Raw genomic sequence first — 17,586 nt, forward strand, 5'->3', positions numbered from 1 at the left:
CCATCTCCGCATCGTTATACCCTCCTATTTTACGCACAAAAAAAGAAAGTGGCAATAGCCACTTTATTTCGCGTATTCGACCGCCCGCGTTTCGCGGATGACCGTCACTTTAATATGGCCCGGGTAATCGAGCTCTTCTTCGATTCGTTTGCGGATGTCACGCGCCAGCCGGTGCGCTTCCAAATCGTCGATCATATCTGGTTTGACCATAATGCGCACTTCACGCCCAGCTTGAATGGCGTACGATTTTTCAACGCCTTCGTACGATTCGGCGATTTCTTCAAGCTTCTCTAGACGACGGATATAGTTTTCCAGCGTTTCGCTGCGCGCTCCCGGCCGCGCCGCCGACAGCGCATCGGCCGCCGCGACGAGCACAGCGATGACCGACGTCGGTTCCGTATCGCCATGGTGGGAAGCGATGCTGTTGATGACGACCGGATGTTCTTTATACTTCGTCGCCAGCTCAACGCCGATTTCCACATGGCTTCCTTCGACTTCGTGGTCGATCGCTTTGCCAATGTCATGAAGCAAGCCGGCCCGGCGCGCCAGCATTTCGTCCTCCCCAAGCTCGGCCGCCATCAGTCCGGCTAAAAACGCCACTTCCACCGAGTGTTTTAAGACGTTTTGTCCGTAGCTCGTTCGGAACTTGAGCCGCCCTAAAATTTTGATCAAATCCGGATGCAAGCCGTGAACACCGACTTCAAACGTCGTCTGTTCGCCGACTTCGCGGATATGCTCATCCACTTCGCGGCGCGCCTTTTCGACCATTTCCTCAATGCGCGCTGGATGGATGCGGCCATCTTGCACAAGCTTATCGAGCGCGATGCGCGCCGTCTCGCGGCGAATCGGGTCAAATCCGGACAAAATGACCGCTTCCGGCGTATCGTCGATGATCAAATCGATGCCGGTCAACGTCTCGAGCGTGCGGATGTTCCGCCCTTCGCGCCCGATGATCCGCCCTTTCATTTCGTCGTTTGGCAAATTGACGACGGAAACAGTCGTTTCGGCGACATGGTCGGCGGCGCAACGTTGGATGGCAAGCGACAAAATCGCCTTTGCCCGTTTGTCTGCCTCCTCTTTTGCCCGCGTTTCCGCCTCTTTGATCATCATCGCAATCTCATGCGACAGCTCTTTCTCGACGCGCTCTAAAATGAGCTGGCGGGCATCGTCGCGCGTCAGGCCGGAAATGCGTTCAAGTTCGGCTTGTTGTTGTTTGACGAGCGCTTCCACTTTGCTTTCCATTTGTTCAATATGCTGTTGTCTTTCGTTCAACGCTTCTTCCTTTGCCTCAAGCAACGCCTCACGTTTGTTGAGCGCTTCATCTTTGCGGTCGAGATTTTCCTCCTTTTGCATCAGGCGGTTTTCTTGTTTTTGGAGCTCGCTTCTCCGGTCGCGGATATCACGCTCCGCCTCCGTACGCAGTTTGTGAATCTCGTCTTTCGCTTCGAGAAGCGCCTCTTTTTTCAAGGCGTCCGCCTCGCGTTTCGCCTCCTCAATCAGCTGTTCGGCAGCGGCTTTCGCCCCGCCGATTTTCGCTTCGGCAATCGATTTGCGAACAAAAAAGCCAACAACGGCACCAATGACTAAGGCAAGCAAAGCGGAGATGATGATCGAACCCATCGTTTCACCTCCTCTTGCTGTTCGGTTTCCTTTCGCTCTCTCTTCTCACCGCCATGACCGGCGCAGATGGACATTCCCGTTTTCAATCCATTAGCTCAGTCGCTTGGCATCACAATCGACCCGCGCAGCCTTCCGCACGAAGGCGGTCCGCCGCAGCGGGCGGGCGTATGGCCCTGCCGCGCGTATGGACAAATATACATGTTCATTGTAAAGGCGGCAATAGGAATTGTCAAGATATTACACCGACGCGCCTAGAGGATGACAACGGAACAAGACCGTTCCGCACGCCGTCCTTTTTTAGGCTTATCGCTCTCCTTGGCAGGCCGAACGGATGGAAAAAGGCGCCCCGGCAGCTTGCCAGGACGCCTTGTCCCGTTATTCTTCAAGCAATCCGAACCCGTCTTGCTGCGGTTCGCTCGTTCCCTCTTCAACGTCGATGCCGTAATGCTGGCGGATGGCGCGGGCGATCTCATCGGCGATGTGCGGGTTTTCCTTCAAAAATTGCTTCGCGTTTTCCCGCCCTTGGCCAAGCCGCTCGTCTTTGTACGAATACCACGAACCGCTTTTTTGCACGATGTCCAATTCGGACGCCATGTCGAGAATTTCCCCTTCGCGGGAAATGCCCTCGCCGTACATAATGTCGACGTCAGCCGTTTTAAACGGCGGCGCGACTTTGTTTTTGACGACTTTGATTTTCGTCTTGTTGCCGACCATATCATTGCCTTGCTTGATTTGCTCGGCGCGGCGAACCTCTAGGCGGACGGAAGCGTAAAACTTGAGCGCCCGCCCGCCCGGCGTCGTTTCCGGATTGCCAAACATGACGCCGACTTTTTCGCGAATTTGGTTGATGAAGATGGCGATCGTTTTCGATTTGTTAATGGCGCCAGACAGCTTGCGAAGCGCCTGGGACATAAGCCGCGCTTGCAAGCCGACATGGGCGTCGCCCATCTCCCCTTCAATTTCCGCTTTCGGCACAAGCGCCGCCACCGAGTCGATGACGATAATATCGACCGCGCCGCTTCGCACGAGCGCTTCCGCGATTTCGAGCGATAGTGATAGGTAAGCCTTTGATGCAATCTCCGGCTTTTCCCCCACCCCACACCGTGCGTGCGAGTTTCCCCGCACACGGCGTTCCACCGGGACAGCTTCGATAGCCCCGTTTGGGCTATCTCTCCACCATATCACCTCGCGATGACATGGCAGCAGCACCTACAATTTTTCCAGCGAACAGAACTTTTATATTTTCAGCTTGTTCCTATACTCCGTTAGTTTGTCAATCATTTTTCGTTCTGTAAACGGCGGTTCTTGGTTGCTATGGACAAGCCTATGGCATTGGTTGCATAAGCTAACTAGATTAACGGTCTTATTGATCTCACTTAAAGGTTTACTCGGGTCAATATGATGGCAGTGGAAGTTACCGGGACTTAAGTATACAGCACATATTTTGCATTTTCCTTTATCTCTGTGAAATACATTCACCCTATTTAAGAAATATTCAAGATTATATTTCCCATCATTATGCTCAGATAAAATGTAGATGAATATCGAATCGTGATCAAACAGACTCATTTTATCTGGCAATCGTATTTTTCTATGCTTTTCTTCATACATTTTTCTGCCGTCTGCAGTGTATGGGGTCATTTCTTGTTTGAATACTGTTGCATACTGTATAGGCGTTACGATGCATAGTACCCGTTTATCCCTAACGCCCATATTCCACATGATGTTCAGAAGCTTCTTATGATTGATGTGATCAAAATAACTTTCAATGTCACCTTTTACAACCCAATACAGCTTGCTTCCGTTGATGATTTTCAGCATCCAGGCTAAGGCATGTTCGGTGGAGCGATACGGTCTGAACCCATAACTGTGCGGATAGAATTGGGCTTCGAAAATCGGCTCGAGCACTATCCGGAGCATCTCTTGGATGATTCTATCCGTCACCGCGGATATTCCTAAGGACCTCGTTTCCCCTTCCTCATTCGGACTATTGCCTTTTCTTTTTGAGCTTTTGGCATTTCCTTTGGGCTTGTTGCACCTTCTCACTGGTATAGGCTTATAGTCATTGAGTTTGGCTTTTATCATCCCGAAAACCTTTTCCGTTGGCATAAGCAAATAATCATCTACTATTTTCTGATCAATCCCCGCCATTTTGCTACCTTTATTGCTTTTAATATTGCGAATAGCTTCTAAAATGACAACATCATTTTGAAGCAACTCAAGCATCCCGTAAAAATGTTTTCCCTTTTTAGCTTCTTGATAAAGAAGATCCAAGCAGTTTCTCAAGTCCTGTTCGCTTTTTACGACAAGTTTGTTTACCTTCATGCTCCTTTCTCCCTTTTTATAATACTGGGTGGAAGTGCCATGAATTAGCCTGCTTGCCGTAACATGTAGATACTTTGCCGCCCCGGCTGGTTCCCTTCACTCCAGAGCGTTTTTTCCTCCCCCATCGTTGCCTTTGGGGTTCAAACGGCGCTCCTTCATCATTACTATGGAACCGCTGACTCCCCCTAAGATGTCATCGACCAGCCCTGTCTCCTCCTTAGGGGGCCTCTCACGTTCCCTACAGCCTATCCCTTCTTTTGAACGCCCTTAGGTGCCTACTCTACTCGGCAGGACCTCTGATTGGAACGTCCGCTACCCATCAGAGCAGTAACCGAACTAAGCCAGCCGGTTAAAGGAAACACCGCAAACAAGACACGGTGGTTCGTCCTGTATGGTCCCTTTTCAGGGAGCACCGGTAACCGAGCTTCACGCATAGGTTCCTTTCGTCACCATAGGCGTCTTTTAAGGAGCCCCGCACCACTTTCGCCATAGCCACATTTTGCGGCCTTAGGCTACTTGGGTTACGACTTCACCTGGCTTCATACATCCCGGTGAGGGTGCACCGGAATGCATGCAGGAGTCTCAGGCTCGTGGATATAGGACTATCACCACGGGAAGGAATTTCACCTTCCAACTCGGCTGTAGAGTTGTCCCGATGTTCCCATCGGACTCCGCTTTCGTGCCTACGCACTTATACGGAAACGTGACGCACCTTGCTCGCCCGTGTCAGGCTGGGAAAGCAGCAATTCATCGATATTGACCCCTAATTTTTGTGCATAGATGGGGTCGAGCGCGTGCTCTGCGTCGATGAAAGCTGCTTGCCCGCCCCGCTTTTGCACTTCCGCGATCGCGTGAAGGGCAACGGTCGTTTTCCCGGACGATTCCGGGCCGTAAATTTCCACAATCCGCCCGCGCGGATAGCCGCCGACTCCTAACGCGATGTCGAGCGCCAGCGAACCGCTCGGCACGACCGACACTTTGCGGTCGACTTGCTCGCCGAGCTTCATGATGGCCCCCTTGCCAAACTGTCGTTCAATTTGTTTTAATGCCTGCTCCAATGCAGCTTGACGATCTTGGTTCACTAACCTACTCCTCCTTATTCTAGGACTACTTATACTATACCGCGTTTTGCGGCCATTGCCAAGCAAAAAACGAACGTCCATTCGTTTTTTCGGTGGAGAAACTAGCAACAATCGCCATACTCATGCGGTGGAAAAAACGATGTGCGGTGGAGAATGGAGAAGGAAGGGGGCGGCCGATCAGCAGTCGGCCGCGAGCATCTCAAGCAGAAAAAAACAGCCGTATTTGGCGGTGCGGATGCGAATGGCATCACGCGTGCCGGACAGCATCAGACGGTGGACAGTCGCATCGCGCCCGCGGACGGCGATGCCGACATACACGGTGCCGGGCGGGTGGCCCTCAAGCGGATCGGGTCCGGCGACGCCGGTGAAGCTGATGCCGATATCCGCATCGCACATCGCGCGGACGTTTTCAGCAAGCAAACGGGCGCACGGCTCGCTCACCGCCCCTTCTGCCTCAAGCAGCGGGCGCGGTATGCCAAGCACCTGTTCTTTGACGCCGTTTGTGTAGCAGACGACACCGCCCTGCACGACTTGCGACGCGCCGGGGAGGGCGGTGAGCTGTTCGAGGAAAAGGCCGCCGGTCAAACTTTCGGCCGACGCGATTGTCCATCCTCTTTCTTTTAACCGTGCCAATGTCTTTGTAAACAGCGTTTCATCATTATACCCGTAACAATAACGGCCGACGCGCGTCAAAATGGCGGCTTCCGCCTCGTCGAGCAGCCGCTTGGCTTCCGCCTGATCCCGATGTTTCGCCGTCAGACGGAGCGTTACCTCACCGTCGTTTGCAAGCGGGGCGATCGTCGGGTTCGACTGGGCGTCGATCAAGTCGGCGATCGCCGCCTCGAGCGCCGACTCGCCGATGCCGAAAAAGCGGAGGACGCGCGATTCGATGCGCTCGGAAAGCGAAAACGTACGGCGCAAAAAGGCGTTTCCGTATTTTTTGAACATCGGCCGCATTTCTTTCGGCGGCCCGGGCAGCAGCATGTACGTAATGCCGTCTGCCACAAGCGCCATCCCTGGCGCCATGCCGTGCTCGTTTTTCAGCACCGTCGATCCTTCCAAGACGAGCGCCTGCTTTTTATTGTTTTCTGTCATCGGCCGGTTTGTGCGGGCAAAATACACCTCAATCGCTCGGAGCGCTTCCTCGTCGATCACGAGCCGGCGGCCAAGCAAACGGGCGATCGTCTCCTTCGTCAAATCGTCTTTCGTCGGGCCGAGGCCGCCGGTGAAAATGATGAGGTTCGCTCTCGTTTGCGCCGTTTTCACCGCCTGCTCAAGGCGGCCGGCGTTGTCGCCGACGACGGTATGGAAATAGACGTTAATGCCAAGCATCGCCAGCTGCTGCGACAAAAACTGGGCGTTCGTATTGGCGATTTGCCCAAGCAACAGCTCGGAGCCAACGGCAATGATCTCCGCGTTCAACAGACTTTCTCCCCCTTTGCGGCCGGCTATTTCGAATGGGAAAACGCATGTCTGTTTTTCGCAAAATAATCCCAGCCAGACCAAATCGTGAAAATGACCGCCACCCACAGCGCCAATTCAGCGAACGGAAACGAAATGAGCGAGAAAGGGAAGTTATGTAACAATAAAGCGGAAATGGCGACAATTTGCGTCCATGTCTTGATTTTGCCAAGCATGTTGGCAGCGACGACTTCCCCCTCGCCGGCAAGCACGAGCCGCAAGCCGGTGACGGCAAACTCGCGGCTGATGATGACAATCACCATCCACGCCGGAACGGCCCCGAGCTCGACAAGCACGATAAGCGCCGCCGACACAAGCAGTTTATCGGCAAGCGGATCTAAAAATTTTCCTAAGTTCGTCACCAACCCGTATTTGCGGGCATAGTAGCCATCGATCCAGTCCGTGGCTGAGGCGATGATGAAAATGAGCGCGCCGGCAAGATGGGCAACCGGAAGCTCTGTCCCGCCGATTTGGATGCTTCCCCACCCGAACGGAACGAGCATCACGATCAAGAAAAACGGGATGAGCATAATGCGCGCTACCGTAATTTTATTCGGCAAGTTCACCACAAATACCTCCGCTCATTCAACATAGTTCAGTCCGTGCGAAAAGCAGGCGCCTTCCTGCGGAAAAGCGCCCTGTTCCATCATTTCTTCAACACGAAATGCAGCTTTTGGTATACTTCCTCTTTCGGGGCAAACGGGTAGGCAAACGGTTGGCCGTTCACCTTCATCTCAACATCGAGCGTACGCCCGATTTTCACCCATACTTCGCTTTCGGCCGACAGATCGAACGTTTTCGTCTGCCCGCTTGTCAAGTTGCCGCGGTAAAACGTATGGCCTTTCGTATTGTATACTTCGACCCATGACGTTCCTTTGGATGAAAGCTCGATGGAAAACGCGCCGGAGCTGGCGACTTCAATCGTCGCCGTGTTGCCGCGCTTTTCCGTCACATTCATCGCCGCAGCCGGCTGTTCTTCTTCGCCAGTCGGCGCTGGCTGTTCATTTTGCTGTCCGTTTTCATTCGTTGCCTTCTCGTCCGTTTCCTTCGCCGACTGCTTTTGTTTCGCCTGCTCAAGCGGCGAATGTTTCGGCTTTTCGACCTCCGCTGTTTTTGGGCTTGTCTTTGTCGGCGGCTCATTTGCGGCGCCGTGCTGGAGCAGCACCCAAACGAGGACAGCCGCCCCGATGACGACCGCCGCGACAATCACTTTCGGCAGCCAATCGAGCCATTTCGCCCCCTCGGCAGACAGTTGCTGGCGCGTCTTCACGCGCGACAGCGTCTGCGGAATGTCATCTTGATAAGACTGGGGAATGTCCTGTTTATACTGTTCAAACAGCTCATCCGGATCAAGTCCGACCGCTTCAGCATATTGCCGGATGAAGGCACGCACATAAAAATTTCCAGGCATGATGGCATAGTTGCCTTCTTCGATGCCGATCAAATACCGCTTTTGAATTTTCGTCATCTCCTGCAGCTCGTCCAAACTCATATTTTTTTCTTCCCGTGCTTCCCGCAAACGTTTTCCTAGTTCCGTCAACGGCCAACACCTTCCACTTTTTTAAATTAAAACCCAAATTCGGAAAACCCGTCATCGCCCAACAATGACGGGCGGTCAATCGCTTCGTAGGAAATATCTTCGTCCGGTTCATGGCGCAGCTCAATAATATAATCAAAATCATCGAGCGTGTATTCCGTATGGCGAACAAACATGTCCGGATGCTCGACGACTTTCGTCGCCTCAAGGCGCATGAGCTCACGGATGAGCTGCCAGTGCTGCTCGTTCCCGCGGCGCGTTGAGACGATGCCGTCGATAATGAAAATGTTGTTCTCGCTATACTCATCTTCGATCAACTGCGTGCGAACCGTCTGTTTAATCAGCGTCGATGAAACAAACAGCCATCGTTTGTTGGCGCACACGCTGGCGGCGACGATCGACTCTGTCTTGCCGACGCGCGGCATCCCGCGGATGCCGATGAGCTTATGCCCTTTTTCTTTAAAAAGTTCCGCCATAAAATCGACAAGCAGTCCAAGTTCATCACGGACGAAGCGGAACGTTTTTTTGTCATCGGCATCGCGCTGGATATAACGGCCGTGGCGGACGGCGAGGCGGTCGAGCAGCTTCGGCTGGCGCAGCTTCGTCACCGTAATGTTGTCCATCGTCCGCAAGATCGTCGCCAACCGTTCAATTTGCTCGTTATTGTCGCACAAAAGCAACATGCCGCGGCGCGAATCCCGGACACCGTTGATCGTCACGATGTTAATGGACAACATACCGAGCAGCGAAGCAACGTCGCCGAGCAACCCCGGGCGGTTGACATGAATTTCATATTCCAAATACCATTCCTGCTTGCCCATCCCGTCTCCTCCCTTGCCGGTGTCCGCACGAACGCCTTATGCTAAGTTCATACTACTATAATTATAAATGGAAAAGCAACCGAAAAGGAGGAAGAAAAAAGAGAGGGAGGCCCCTCTCTTTTACCGGGTGATTATTTTTGTTGGACCAGCTTGACCATCATGTTGGCAAGGGCGTGCTGCTCTTTTTCATCCGCAACGCTCCAAAGATCAGCGAGCACCCGTTCTTCCGGGTTTTTCGGGTCGACGTGTTTCGCCAAATAATCCCCGATTTGGTAAGCGACATCTGTGATCACTTGCTGAGTCAATCCTTGCTGTTGCGCTTGTTCTAAACGTTCCGCCAAAAAGTCTTTCCATTGTTCAAAGTTATCCAGTACCGACATGTCAATCCCTCCTTGTTGAATGTTTCAAGGATAGTTTGCCTGCCGAACCGGAAAATATACGTTCAACAATACCAGCCGCCGTTGACGGAAATGACTTGGCCGGTGATATACGAAGCGGCATCAGACAGCAAAAACGCCACCGTTTCCGCCACCTCATCCGGGGTGCCGAGCCGGCCGGCTGGAATTTCGTCAGTGAGCGCTTCCAGCTCCTCAGGACGAAACACCCGCAGCATATCGGTATCAATCGCCCCCGGTGCAACAGCGTTGACGCGAATGCCGCTTGGGGCAAGCTCCTTGGCCAGCGCCTTGGCAAACGCGTTCTGCCCTCCCTTTGTCATCGAGTACACCGCCTCGCATGAAGCGCCGCACAATCCCCAAATCGAGGAAATGAACACAATATGACCGCGCTTTCTCGCCACCATTGATGGGATCAGCCTTTTGATGAGCAACGCCGGGCTTGTCATGTGAAGCCGCACCATCCGCTCGATTAATTCATCGTTCATGTCGGTCAACAATCCGTAATAGCTTGCACCGCTGTTGTAAACGATGGCATCAACCGGGCGATCGATTTGCGAAACGAGCTTTTCCACCCCATCCAGTGCCGACAAATCGGCCTCAATCGGTACAATATGCACATCGTTAAGCTCTTCTTTCAGCGCTTCAACAGGCGCCCGTCGCCGATAGTAATGGAGAAAAAGTCCGTACCCCTCCCGAGCGAGCACACGAGCGATGCTTTGTCCGATGCCTCCAGAGGCTCCCGTGATCAAGGCGTAGCGCATGAAACCATCCTCTCCTTTTTGCCGCAAAAAAGCATCCTTCTCAGGAAGGATGCCTTATTGCCCTTTTGGAACGACTTCGCAAACCGCGATTTGCGAATCGCGGAAGCAAGAAGAGGCAACCGCCGCGATATCGTCCATGGCAAGGGATGAAAGCGCCGGCAAAATGTCAAACAAGTTGGATCCGTAAAACGCGTAGCGCGTAAACTGGTTGGCGATGTATTCCGGCGAGTTGAGCGCGCGCAAAAAGGCGCCGATTTTTTTCTTTTTCACCCGTTCAAATTCTTCCTTTTTTATAGTCTCCGCGGCAAACGACAGCAGCACCGTTTGAATTTCCGAAGCGAGCCGTTCAGCGTCCCTTGTATCGCCGCCGATCAACGCGAAGCCGAACCCGCGCTCTTCTGTATAATCGTACATAAATGTATCATCGATCAATCCTTCGCGGTACAGCCGTTCATAATGCGGCGAGCTTTTTCCAAACAAATAGTCCAATGCGACGTGGAAGGCAAGCTCATGCCGAAGTTTTTGTTCGCCGGCTTCAGGAACGGACGGCGCTTTGATGCCGACAAAGCATTTGTTCGTCTGCACATGCATCGGAATCACTTTTTTCTTTTCCGCTACTGCGCTCGGTTCTTCATACGCAAACCGCTTCACTTCCGGGGCTTGCGGGAACGACTTTTTCGCCTGGTTGTCGCGGATTTGCTGCATGATTTTTTGTTCATCGACCGGGCCGACGACAAATAAAAGCATGTTGCTCGGGTGGTAAAACGTTTCGTAGCACTCATACAGCAACTCTTTCGTAATTTGGGCGATCGATTCAACTGTGCCGGCGATGTCGATTTTGACCGGATGGTTGTGATACATGCTTTCGATGGCGCCGAAATAGACGCGCCAGTCTGGGTTGTCGTCGTACATCCGGATTTCCTGGCCGATGATCCCTTTTTCTTTTTCCACTGTCTTGTCGGAAAAGTACGGGCTTTGCACAAAATCGATCAACGTTTCCAAGTTTTTCTCGACGTTGTCGGTGCTTGAGAACAAATAGGCGGTGCGGGTGAACGTCGTAAAGGCGTTCGCCGAGGCGCCTTGTTTGCTGAACTGCTGAAACACGTCGCCGTCTTCTTTTTCAAACAGCTTATGCTCCAAAAAATGGGCGATGCCGTCCGGAACGCGATTCATCTCCGTTTTACCGAGCGGGACGAACTGGTTGTCGACCGAACCGTAGTTCGTGGTGAATGTCGCATACGTTTTGTTGAATCCTTTTTTCGGCAAAATGTATACGTCAAGGCCGTTGTCCATTTTTTCATAAAACAGCTCTTCGTGCAACGTCTCATACACCCGTTTTTCCATCTTCCGTCGCCTCCATTCCGGTCAAAAAGTACACCGTATCAAGCTCCACCTTGTCAGCGGCGCGCACCACATCCTCGCGCGTCACTTGATCGGTGCCGGCAATCCATTCATCGATCAGGCGCTTTCGCGTTGAGACGACGTTATGGTACAACACCTCCACAAGCCCGCGCGGCGTATCGAGCGTCTCAAGCAGCTGGTTGCGGATGACCGCTTTCGTCTGCGCCATTTCTTCATCTGTGAAATCGCCGTTTTTCATCGCCTGCATTTGCTCATCGATGATGCGGCGCGCCTTCTCATAGTTGGCCGGTTCAATGCCGGACATGACCATAAGAAGCCCTTTATGGCTCTCAAGCCTTGAGGCGGCATAATAGGCAAGGCTTGCCTTCTCGCGGACGTTGATGAACAGCTTCGAATGGGAAAAACCGCCAAAAATGCCGTTAAACATTTGCAAGGCGTAATAATCGTCATCTTCATACGTCACATTTGTCCGATAGCCGATGTTGAGCTTTCCTTGCTTCACGTCTTGCCGCTCGATGACTTCGCGAACTTCCCCTTGCGGCTTGACAGAAACCGACGATGCGCGCTCCCGCTTTGGACGATCCGGCAAAGAGAAGCGCTGCTTCACCGCTGTGAGCACCGCCTCTTCAGCCACGTCGCCAATGACATATAGATCCAGCTCATCCTCGGCCAGCGCTCGTTCATAATAGCGATACAGCCCTTCCGCCGTGATGCCGTCCACGTCTTCAAGCTCGCCGTTTGGCGAGAGGGCGTACGGTTCGCCTTTGCACATTTCTTCTACAAGGCGCATGTTCGCATAGCGCATTTTGTCATCATACACCGCCTGAATGCGTTGACGGAGCGCCCGCTTTTCCTGCTCGACAATGTCGGTGACAAACCGCCCGCCATCAAGAGCCGGGCGGAACAGAAGATCGGCCAAGAGCTGAAACGCTTTCGAAAGCAACGGCGTTTGCTCCGGCAAAAATCGTTCATTGGCGACATCGATGCGAATCGTCATGATATGATGTTCGCCTTTTTTCGTTAAATCGACGTTCAGCGTCGCCCCATACAGTTCATCCAAATAGGTGCGCAGCGCCTTAACGCTCGGATAGTCGGCCGTGCCGCTTTGCAAGACGTATGGCAAAAGCGCGCGCAGCGTGACCGTTTCTTTAGCAAGAGGGGCCTTCATTTTCCAAACGATCGTGTTCGTTTTGTACTTATCGGTCGAAATCGTATGGACGCGAACCGGTCCGACCGCTGTGACTTTTTCGTCGACCAATCCAACTCCTCCTTACTTTTTCTCTTTGCAGATATGCACTATCTTTAATTTATTGTAAAGCGTCTTATCAACAATATACCTTTTGCCAATAGAAAAATGCAAATCATTCCATTCAGCAAAAAACGGCCGTCCGTTTTTCGGACAGCCGCTTTCATTACCGTTTTCCTTTGATGTATGGCGTGCCAGCCGCTTTCGGCGCCTCAGCGCGGCCGATGAAGCCCGCCAGCGCCAAAATCGTGAGTGCATACGGGGCGATGAGCAAGTAAACGGTCGGGACGTTTTTCAAGAACGGAATCGTTTGCCCGACGATGCTTAAGCTTTGCGCCAACCCGAAAAAGAGCGCCGCCCCCATCGCGCCGATCGGATGCCATTTGCCAAAAATCATGGCGGCGAGCGCCATAAATCCGTGCCCAGAAATCGTCGCATGGCTGAAATCGCGGGAAATGATCGTCGCGTATACCGCACCGCCCAAACCGCCGAGCGCCCCGCTGATCATGACAGCGATGTAGCGCATTTTGGCGACATGAATCCCCATCGTATCCGCCGCCATCGGATGTTCGCCGACCGCACGCAGCCGCAGGCCAAACGGCGTTTTATAAATCACATACCATGATACAAACGCCAGCGCAATGGCGATATATGACGGCGCGTACGCGTTAGAAAACAACAGCGGCCCGATGACGGGAATGTCGCTTAACACTGGCACGTCAATTTTGTCAAACCCAACTTGAATTTGGTCCGTCTGCCCCTTGCCGTACATTTTCTTCACTAAAAACAGCGACAGACCAAGCGCCAAAAAGTTGATCGCCACCCCGCTTACGACTTGGTCGGCGCGAAATGTGACCGACGCGACAGCGTGCAGCAGGGAAAATACAGCGCCGACCACCATGGCAGCCAATAAGACAAGCCACGGCGTCCATTCGCCAAACCGATCGGCAAACGTCAAATTAAAGACGATGCCGACAAACGCGCCGATGGTCATCAATCCTTCAAGCCCGATGTTGACGACGCCGGACCGTTCACTAAACACGCCGCCAAGGGCGGTGAAAATGAGAGGAGCCGCAAAGAAAATCGTTGTCGGGACAATCGTTTGCAAGACGTCATACACGCTCACTTACTCCGCCCCCTTTTGCCAACGAGATAACAGCCAGCGGATCATGTAGCTGGATGCAACAAAGAAAATGATGAGCGCGATAATAATATCGACGAGTTCGGTCGGCACGCCGGCGCTTGACGGCATTTCCAACGCCCCGACTTTTAAGGCGCCAAACAACAAGGCGGAGAGCAAAATGCCAAACGCGTTGTTTCCTCCGATCAAGGCAACCGCGATGCCATCAAATCCAAGGCCGGTAAAGCCGGCTTTCGTCGAGATGTTTCCAAATGTGCCAAGCCCCTCCATCGCCCCGGCGACGCCGGCAAAAGCGCCGGAGATGACCATCGCTAAAATGATGTTGGCGCGCACATTCATGCCCGCGTACTGTGACGCATGCTGATTGAAACCGACCGCCCGCAGCTCAAACCCTTTCGTCGTCCGCTCAAGCAAAAACCACATGACAAATGCGGCGGCGACAGCGATGAAAATGCCGTAATGCATGGTGGAATGATGCGTAATGGCATCAAAAAAGTCGGAGTGAAGCGATGCGCTTTCTTTCACCGGCTTTGATTTAAATCCCTCATCAGACAAAACGGAACGGATGATGGCGTTCGTTACATGCAAAGCAATATAGTTCATCATGATCGTAATAATGACTTCGTGCACTTTTAAATACGCCTTCAGCACACCCGGAATCAAGCCCCATAGCGCCCCGGCCAACGCGGCGGCCAACAAAGCGAGCGGCAAATGGATGATTTTGGGCAAATCAAAGGACACCCCGACCCAAACGGCAGCGAGCCAGCCGACGATCAGCTGCCCTTCAACCCCGATGTTAAACAAGCCGGTGCGAAAGGCAAACGCCACCGCCAAGCCCGTTAAAATGTATGGCGTCGTCTGGCGGATCGTTTCGCCGATATAGTACGTATCGCCAAACGCCCCGTACACGAGAGCGCCAAAGCCGGCGATCGGGTTGTAGCCGCTTGCAAGCATCACGATCGAACCGGCGATCATGCCAAGAAGAACGGCCAACAATGGTATCAAAAATTGCTGGAGACGATTCGACTTCATCACGACACACCTGCTTCCTTCCGTTTGCTTCCAGCCATCAACAACCCGAGCTCCTGTTCGGTTGTTTCTTTCGGATCAACGATGGCGATGATGTTTCCTTCATAAATGACAGCGATCCGGTCGCTGACGTTCATCACTTCGTCAAGCTCAAACGAGACGAGCAGCACCGCTTTCCCGCGGTCTCGCTGTTCAATGAGCCGCTTATGAATAAATTCGATCGCTCCAACATCAAGCCCCCTCGTCGGCTGGGCGGCGATCAACAAGTCAGGGTCGCGGTCGACTTCACGGCCGATGATCGCTTTTTGCTGGTTTCCGCCCGATAGCGCCCGCGCCTTCGTATATTCATCCGGCGTGCGCACGTCAAATTCGCGGATGAGCTGGCGCGCTTTTTCGTAAATGGCTTGAAAATTCAACAGACCCCGTTTCGAGTACGGCGGCTGATAGTACGTTTGCAGCACCATGTTTTCGCCGATCGGAAAGTCAAGGACAAGCCCGTGCTTATGCCGATCTTGCGGAATATGGCCGACGCCGGCTTCGATGATTTTGCGCGGCGGCAAATTCGTAATGTCTCGGCCGTTGAGGCGGATTGTCCCTGATTCAGCTTTGATCAAGCCGGTTATGGCTTCAATGAGCTCGGTCTGGCCGTTGCCGTCGACTCCAGCAATGCCGACGATCTCGCCGGCGTGCACCGTCAAGTTCAAACCGTTGACCGCTTTGATCCCGCGCGCGTCCTTGACGACTAAGTCTTTAATTTCCAACACCGGTTTTCCCGGCTCAGCCGGTTTCTTAGCGGTCGTAAACTGCACCTCGCGGCCGACCATGAGCGCCGCCAGTTCGTTCGGATTCGTCTCCGCCACATTGAGCGTCGCAATTCCTTTGCCGCGGCGGATGACGGTGACGCGGTCGCACACTTCCATAATTTCTTTGAGTTTGTGCGTAATTAAAATGATGGATTTTCCTTCGCGGACGAGCGTGCGCATAATTTGCATGAGCTCGCGAATTTCCTGCGGCGTCAACACCGCTGTCGGTTCGTCAAAAATCAAAATATCGGCGCCGCGGTAAAGCGTCTTTAAAATTTCCACGCGTTGCTGCATGCCGACGGAAATGTCGGCGATCTTCGCTGTCGGATCGACCGCGAGTCCATATCGTTCCGACAATTCGCGCACTTCCCGCTCCGCCTGCTTCATATCGATCGTTCCGGCCCGCGTCGGCTCGCTGCCTAAGATGATGTTTTCCGTCACGGTGAACGTATCGACGAGCATAAAGTGCTGATGCACCATGCCGATGCCAAGATCATTGGCGACGTTCGGGTCGGTGATGCGCACCGGCTTTCCTTTCACGCGGATTTCGCCGCCGTCCGGCTGGTATAAACCGAACAGCACGTTCATGAGCGTCGATTTGCCGGCCCCGTTTTCGCCAAGCAGAGCGTGTATCTCCCCCTTTTTCACTTGCAGCGTAATGTTGTCATTGGCGACAAACGTGCCAAACACCTTGCGGATATTGAGCATTTCAATCACGTATTCCAAGCGATTCACTCCTTACTCAAGCAAGGTCAAAATCACAAAATGAAAGGCGACAGCGAAACAGCCGCCCTTCATTTTATGATTTTGAAGAAGGCTAGCAGCGCGCACTAGCCTTCTTCGCCGTTGTTCGTCACTTGATCGTCGCAGCGAATTGCTCGTACTCTTTCCGGTTTGTCGGAACTTTCACTTCGCCTTTGATGATTTTTTGCTTCCATTCGTCAACTGTTTTTAACACGTTCTCCGGAATGTTGTCTTGCGTCGGGGCAATGCCAACCCCATTTTCCGGCAACCCGTACTCAATCGTTTTGCCGCCCGGGAAGTCGCCCTCTTTCGCCCGTTTCGCCGTGTCATAGACAGCGACATCGACGCGTTTCACCATCGAAGTGAGCGTTACGTTGTACGTTTTGCCGCCGACTTTCACTTCTCCCTCCGGCGCTTGGTCTTTGTCAACACCGATGACCCAAATTTCGCGGTTCGGATCTTTCTTCTTCAAATCTTTCGCTTCCGAGAAGACGCCGTTCCCAGTCGCGCCCGCTGCATGGTAGATGATGTCGATGCCAGATGCGTACATGCTCGAGGCGATCGCTTTCCCTTTATCCGCTTGGTCGAACGCCCCGGCGTATTGCACTTTCACAGTCGCCTTCGGATTGACCGCTTTCACGCCGGCGCGGAATCCGCTTTCGAATTTTTCGATCAACGGAATCTCCATCCCACCGACAAAGCCGATTTTATTCGTTTTCGTCATTAGCCCGGCGACAACACCGACAAGGAACGAGCCTTCATGCTCCTTGAACGTGATGCTGGCAACATTTGGCTCGTCAACAACCGTGTCGACGATGGCGAAATGTTTTTTCGGGTTTTGCTTCGCGACTTCTTTCACCGCGTCGCCCATCAAATACCCGATGCCGAAAATCAAGTCAAAGTCGCTGCGCACAAGCTTGTTTAAGTTCGTGGCATAGTCAGCGTCGCTCGATGACTGCAAGTAGTCGTAGCCGCCGCGGCCTTTTTCAAGCCCGTTGTCTTTGCCGAACTTTTGCAGCCCTTCCCAAGCCGACTGGTTGAACGATTTGTCGTCAACGCCGCCGACGTCGGTGACCATGGCGACACTGAACGTATCTTTCTGATTGCCGCCTCCCGCATTGTTGCCGGCTTGTCCGCAGGCGCTAAGCAGCGTGCCGGCGGCAAACAGGACGGACAACACCAATCCGATTCGCTTTTTCACATTCACTACCCCCTGGCTTGAAAATTTGTTCTTTAATTAGTATAAAGCTTCCGCT

At 53.0% G+C, this 17,586-nt stretch carries 14 protein-coding genes and 2 pseudogenes; all 16 read right to left on the reverse strand.

The genetic code is table 11. The annotated features are described in order from the left end of the window. Window positions 1-63: 63 nt before the first annotated feature. The 16 genes and pseudogenes from rny to CD000_RS09065 all read right to left on the reverse strand — a co-directional run bounded on the left by rny (window position 64) and on the right by CD000_RS09065 (window position 17,531). Window positions 64-1,620 (reverse strand): ribonuclease Y, encoded by a 1,557-nt coding sequence (rny, locus tag CD000_RS08990; protein ID WP_011230797.1) that lies wholly within the window; start codon window positions 1,618-1,620, stop codon window positions 64-66. Between the two features lie 375 nt (window positions 1,621-1,995). After that, window positions 1,996-2,670, reverse strand: a pseudogene (gene recA, locus CD000_RS08995) (recombinase RecA); the annotation flags it as partial. Window positions 2,671-2,856: 186 nt separating this feature from the next. Continuing rightward, complete coding sequence (locus tag CD000_RS09000) at window positions 2,857-3,945, reverse strand: group II intron reverse transcriptase (protein WP_096225491.1); 1,089 nt, start codon at window positions 3,943-3,945, stop codon at window positions 2,857-2,859. A gap of 713 nt (window positions 3,946-4,658) precedes the next feature. Beyond that, window positions 4,659-5,027 (reverse strand): annotated as a pseudogene (locus CD000_RS09005) (ATPase domain-containing protein); the annotation flags it as partial. Between the two features lie 177 nt (window positions 5,028-5,204). Then, complete coding sequence (locus tag CD000_RS09010) at window positions 5,205-6,449, reverse strand: competence/damage-inducible protein A (RefSeq protein ID WP_096225492.1); 1,245 nt, start codon at window positions 6,447-6,449, stop codon at window positions 5,205-5,207. Between the two features lie 26 nt (window positions 6,450-6,475). Continuing rightward, window positions 6,476-7,054: a CDP-diacylglycerol--glycerol-3-phosphate 3-phosphatidyltransferase gene (pgsA, locus tag CD000_RS09015; protein ID WP_011230793.1), complete on the reverse strand. Its 579-nt coding sequence runs from the start codon at window positions 7,052-7,054 to the stop codon at window positions 6,476-6,478. Between the two features lie 80 nt (window positions 7,055-7,134). Further along, window positions 7,135-8,028 (reverse strand): helix-turn-helix domain-containing protein, encoded by an 894-nt coding sequence (locus CD000_RS09020; RefSeq protein WP_096225493.1) that lies wholly within the window; start codon window positions 8,026-8,028, stop codon window positions 7,135-7,137. Between the two features lie 26 nt (window positions 8,029-8,054). Further along, the gene (locus tag CD000_RS09025) at window positions 8,055-8,846 is read right to left on the reverse strand and encodes a DUF3388 domain-containing protein (RefSeq protein ID WP_096225494.1); all 792 of its coding nucleotides are present in this window, start codon (window positions 8,844-8,846) and stop codon (window positions 8,055-8,057) included. Window positions 8,847-8,977: 131 nt separating this feature from the next. After that, window positions 8,978-9,226: a DUF3243 domain-containing protein gene (locus CD000_RS09030; protein ID WP_011230790.1), complete on the reverse strand. Its 249-nt coding sequence runs from the start codon at window positions 9,224-9,226 to the stop codon at window positions 8,978-8,980. Between the two features lie 62 nt (window positions 9,227-9,288). Then, window positions 9,289-10,005 carry an elongation factor P 5-aminopentanone reductase gene (ymfI, locus tag CD000_RS09035; protein WP_096225495.1) on the reverse strand — a complete coding sequence of 239 codons (717 nt, stop codon included), beginning with the start codon at window positions 10,003-10,005 and terminating at the stop codon, window positions 9,289-9,291. Window positions 10,006-10,059: 54 nt separating this feature from the next. Further along, window positions 10,060-11,349, reverse strand: a complete 1,290-nt coding sequence (gene yfmH, locus CD000_RS09040; RefSeq protein ID WP_096225496.1) for an EF-P 5-aminopentanol modification-associated protein YfmH — start codon at window positions 11,347-11,349, stop codon at window positions 10,060-10,062. Next, window positions 11,330-12,625 (reverse strand): EF-P 5-aminopentanol modification-associated protein YfmF, encoded by a 1,296-nt coding sequence (yfmF, locus tag CD000_RS09045; protein WP_096225497.1) that lies wholly within the window; start codon window positions 12,623-12,625, stop codon window positions 11,330-11,332. The genes yfmH and yfmF overlap by 20 nt, the downstream gene beginning before the upstream one ends. 154 nt (window positions 12,626-12,779) lie before the next feature. After that, window positions 12,780-13,739, reverse strand: coding sequence for an ABC transporter permease (locus CD000_RS09050; protein ID WP_096225498.1), 960 nt, complete (start codon window positions 13,737-13,739; stop codon window positions 12,780-12,782). Then, window positions 13,740-14,786, reverse strand: a complete 1,047-nt coding sequence (locus tag CD000_RS09055; RefSeq protein WP_013145711.1) for an ABC transporter permease — start codon at window positions 14,784-14,786, stop codon at window positions 13,740-13,742. Then, complete coding sequence (locus CD000_RS09060; RefSeq protein WP_096225499.1) at window positions 14,786-16,312, reverse strand: ABC transporter ATP-binding protein; 1,527 nt, start codon at window positions 16,310-16,312, stop codon at window positions 14,786-14,788. Before CD000_RS09060 ends, CD000_RS09055 begins: the two co-directional genes overlap by 1 nt. Before the next feature lie 127 nt (window positions 16,313-16,439). Then, on the reverse strand, window positions 16,440-17,531 hold the full coding sequence (locus CD000_RS09065; RefSeq protein WP_096225500.1) for a BMP family lipoprotein: 1,092 nt from the start codon (window positions 17,529-17,531) through the stop codon (window positions 16,440-16,442). Window positions 17,532-17,586 lie beyond the last annotated feature (55 nt).

The organism is Geobacillus sp. FJAT-46040, from assembly GCF_002335725.1.
GTDB classification, from domain to species: Bacteria; Bacillota; Bacilli; order Bacillales; family Anoxybacillaceae; genus Geobacillus; species Geobacillus thermoleovorans.

Coding starts and splice junctions, on each gene's coding strand:
- rny (WP_011230797.1), bottom strand. CDS start 1,620: ATGGGTTCGATCATCATCTCCGCTTTGCTTGCCTTAGTCATTGGTGCC.
- CD000_RS09000 (WP_096225491.1), bottom strand. CDS start 3,945: ATGAAGGTAAACAAACTTGTCGTAAAAAGCGAACAGGACTTGAGAAAC.
- CD000_RS09025 (WP_096225494.1), bottom strand. CDS start 8,846: ATGGGCAAGCAGGAATGGTATTTGGAATATGAAATTCATGTCAACCGC.
- CD000_RS09030 (WP_011230790.1), bottom strand. CDS start 9,226: ATGTCGGTACTGGATAACTTTGAACAATGGAAAGACTTTTTGGCGGAA.
- ymfI (WP_096225495.1), bottom strand. CDS start 10,005: ATGCGCTACGCCTTGATCACGGGAGCCTCTGGAGGCATCGGACAAAGC.
- yfmH (WP_096225496.1), bottom strand. CDS start 11,349: ATGGAAAAACGGGTGTATGAGACGTTGCACGAAGAGCTGTTTTATGAA.
- CD000_RS09055 (WP_013145711.1), bottom strand. CDS start 14,786: ATGAAGTCGAATCGTCTCCAGCAATTTTTGATACCATTGTTGGCCGTT.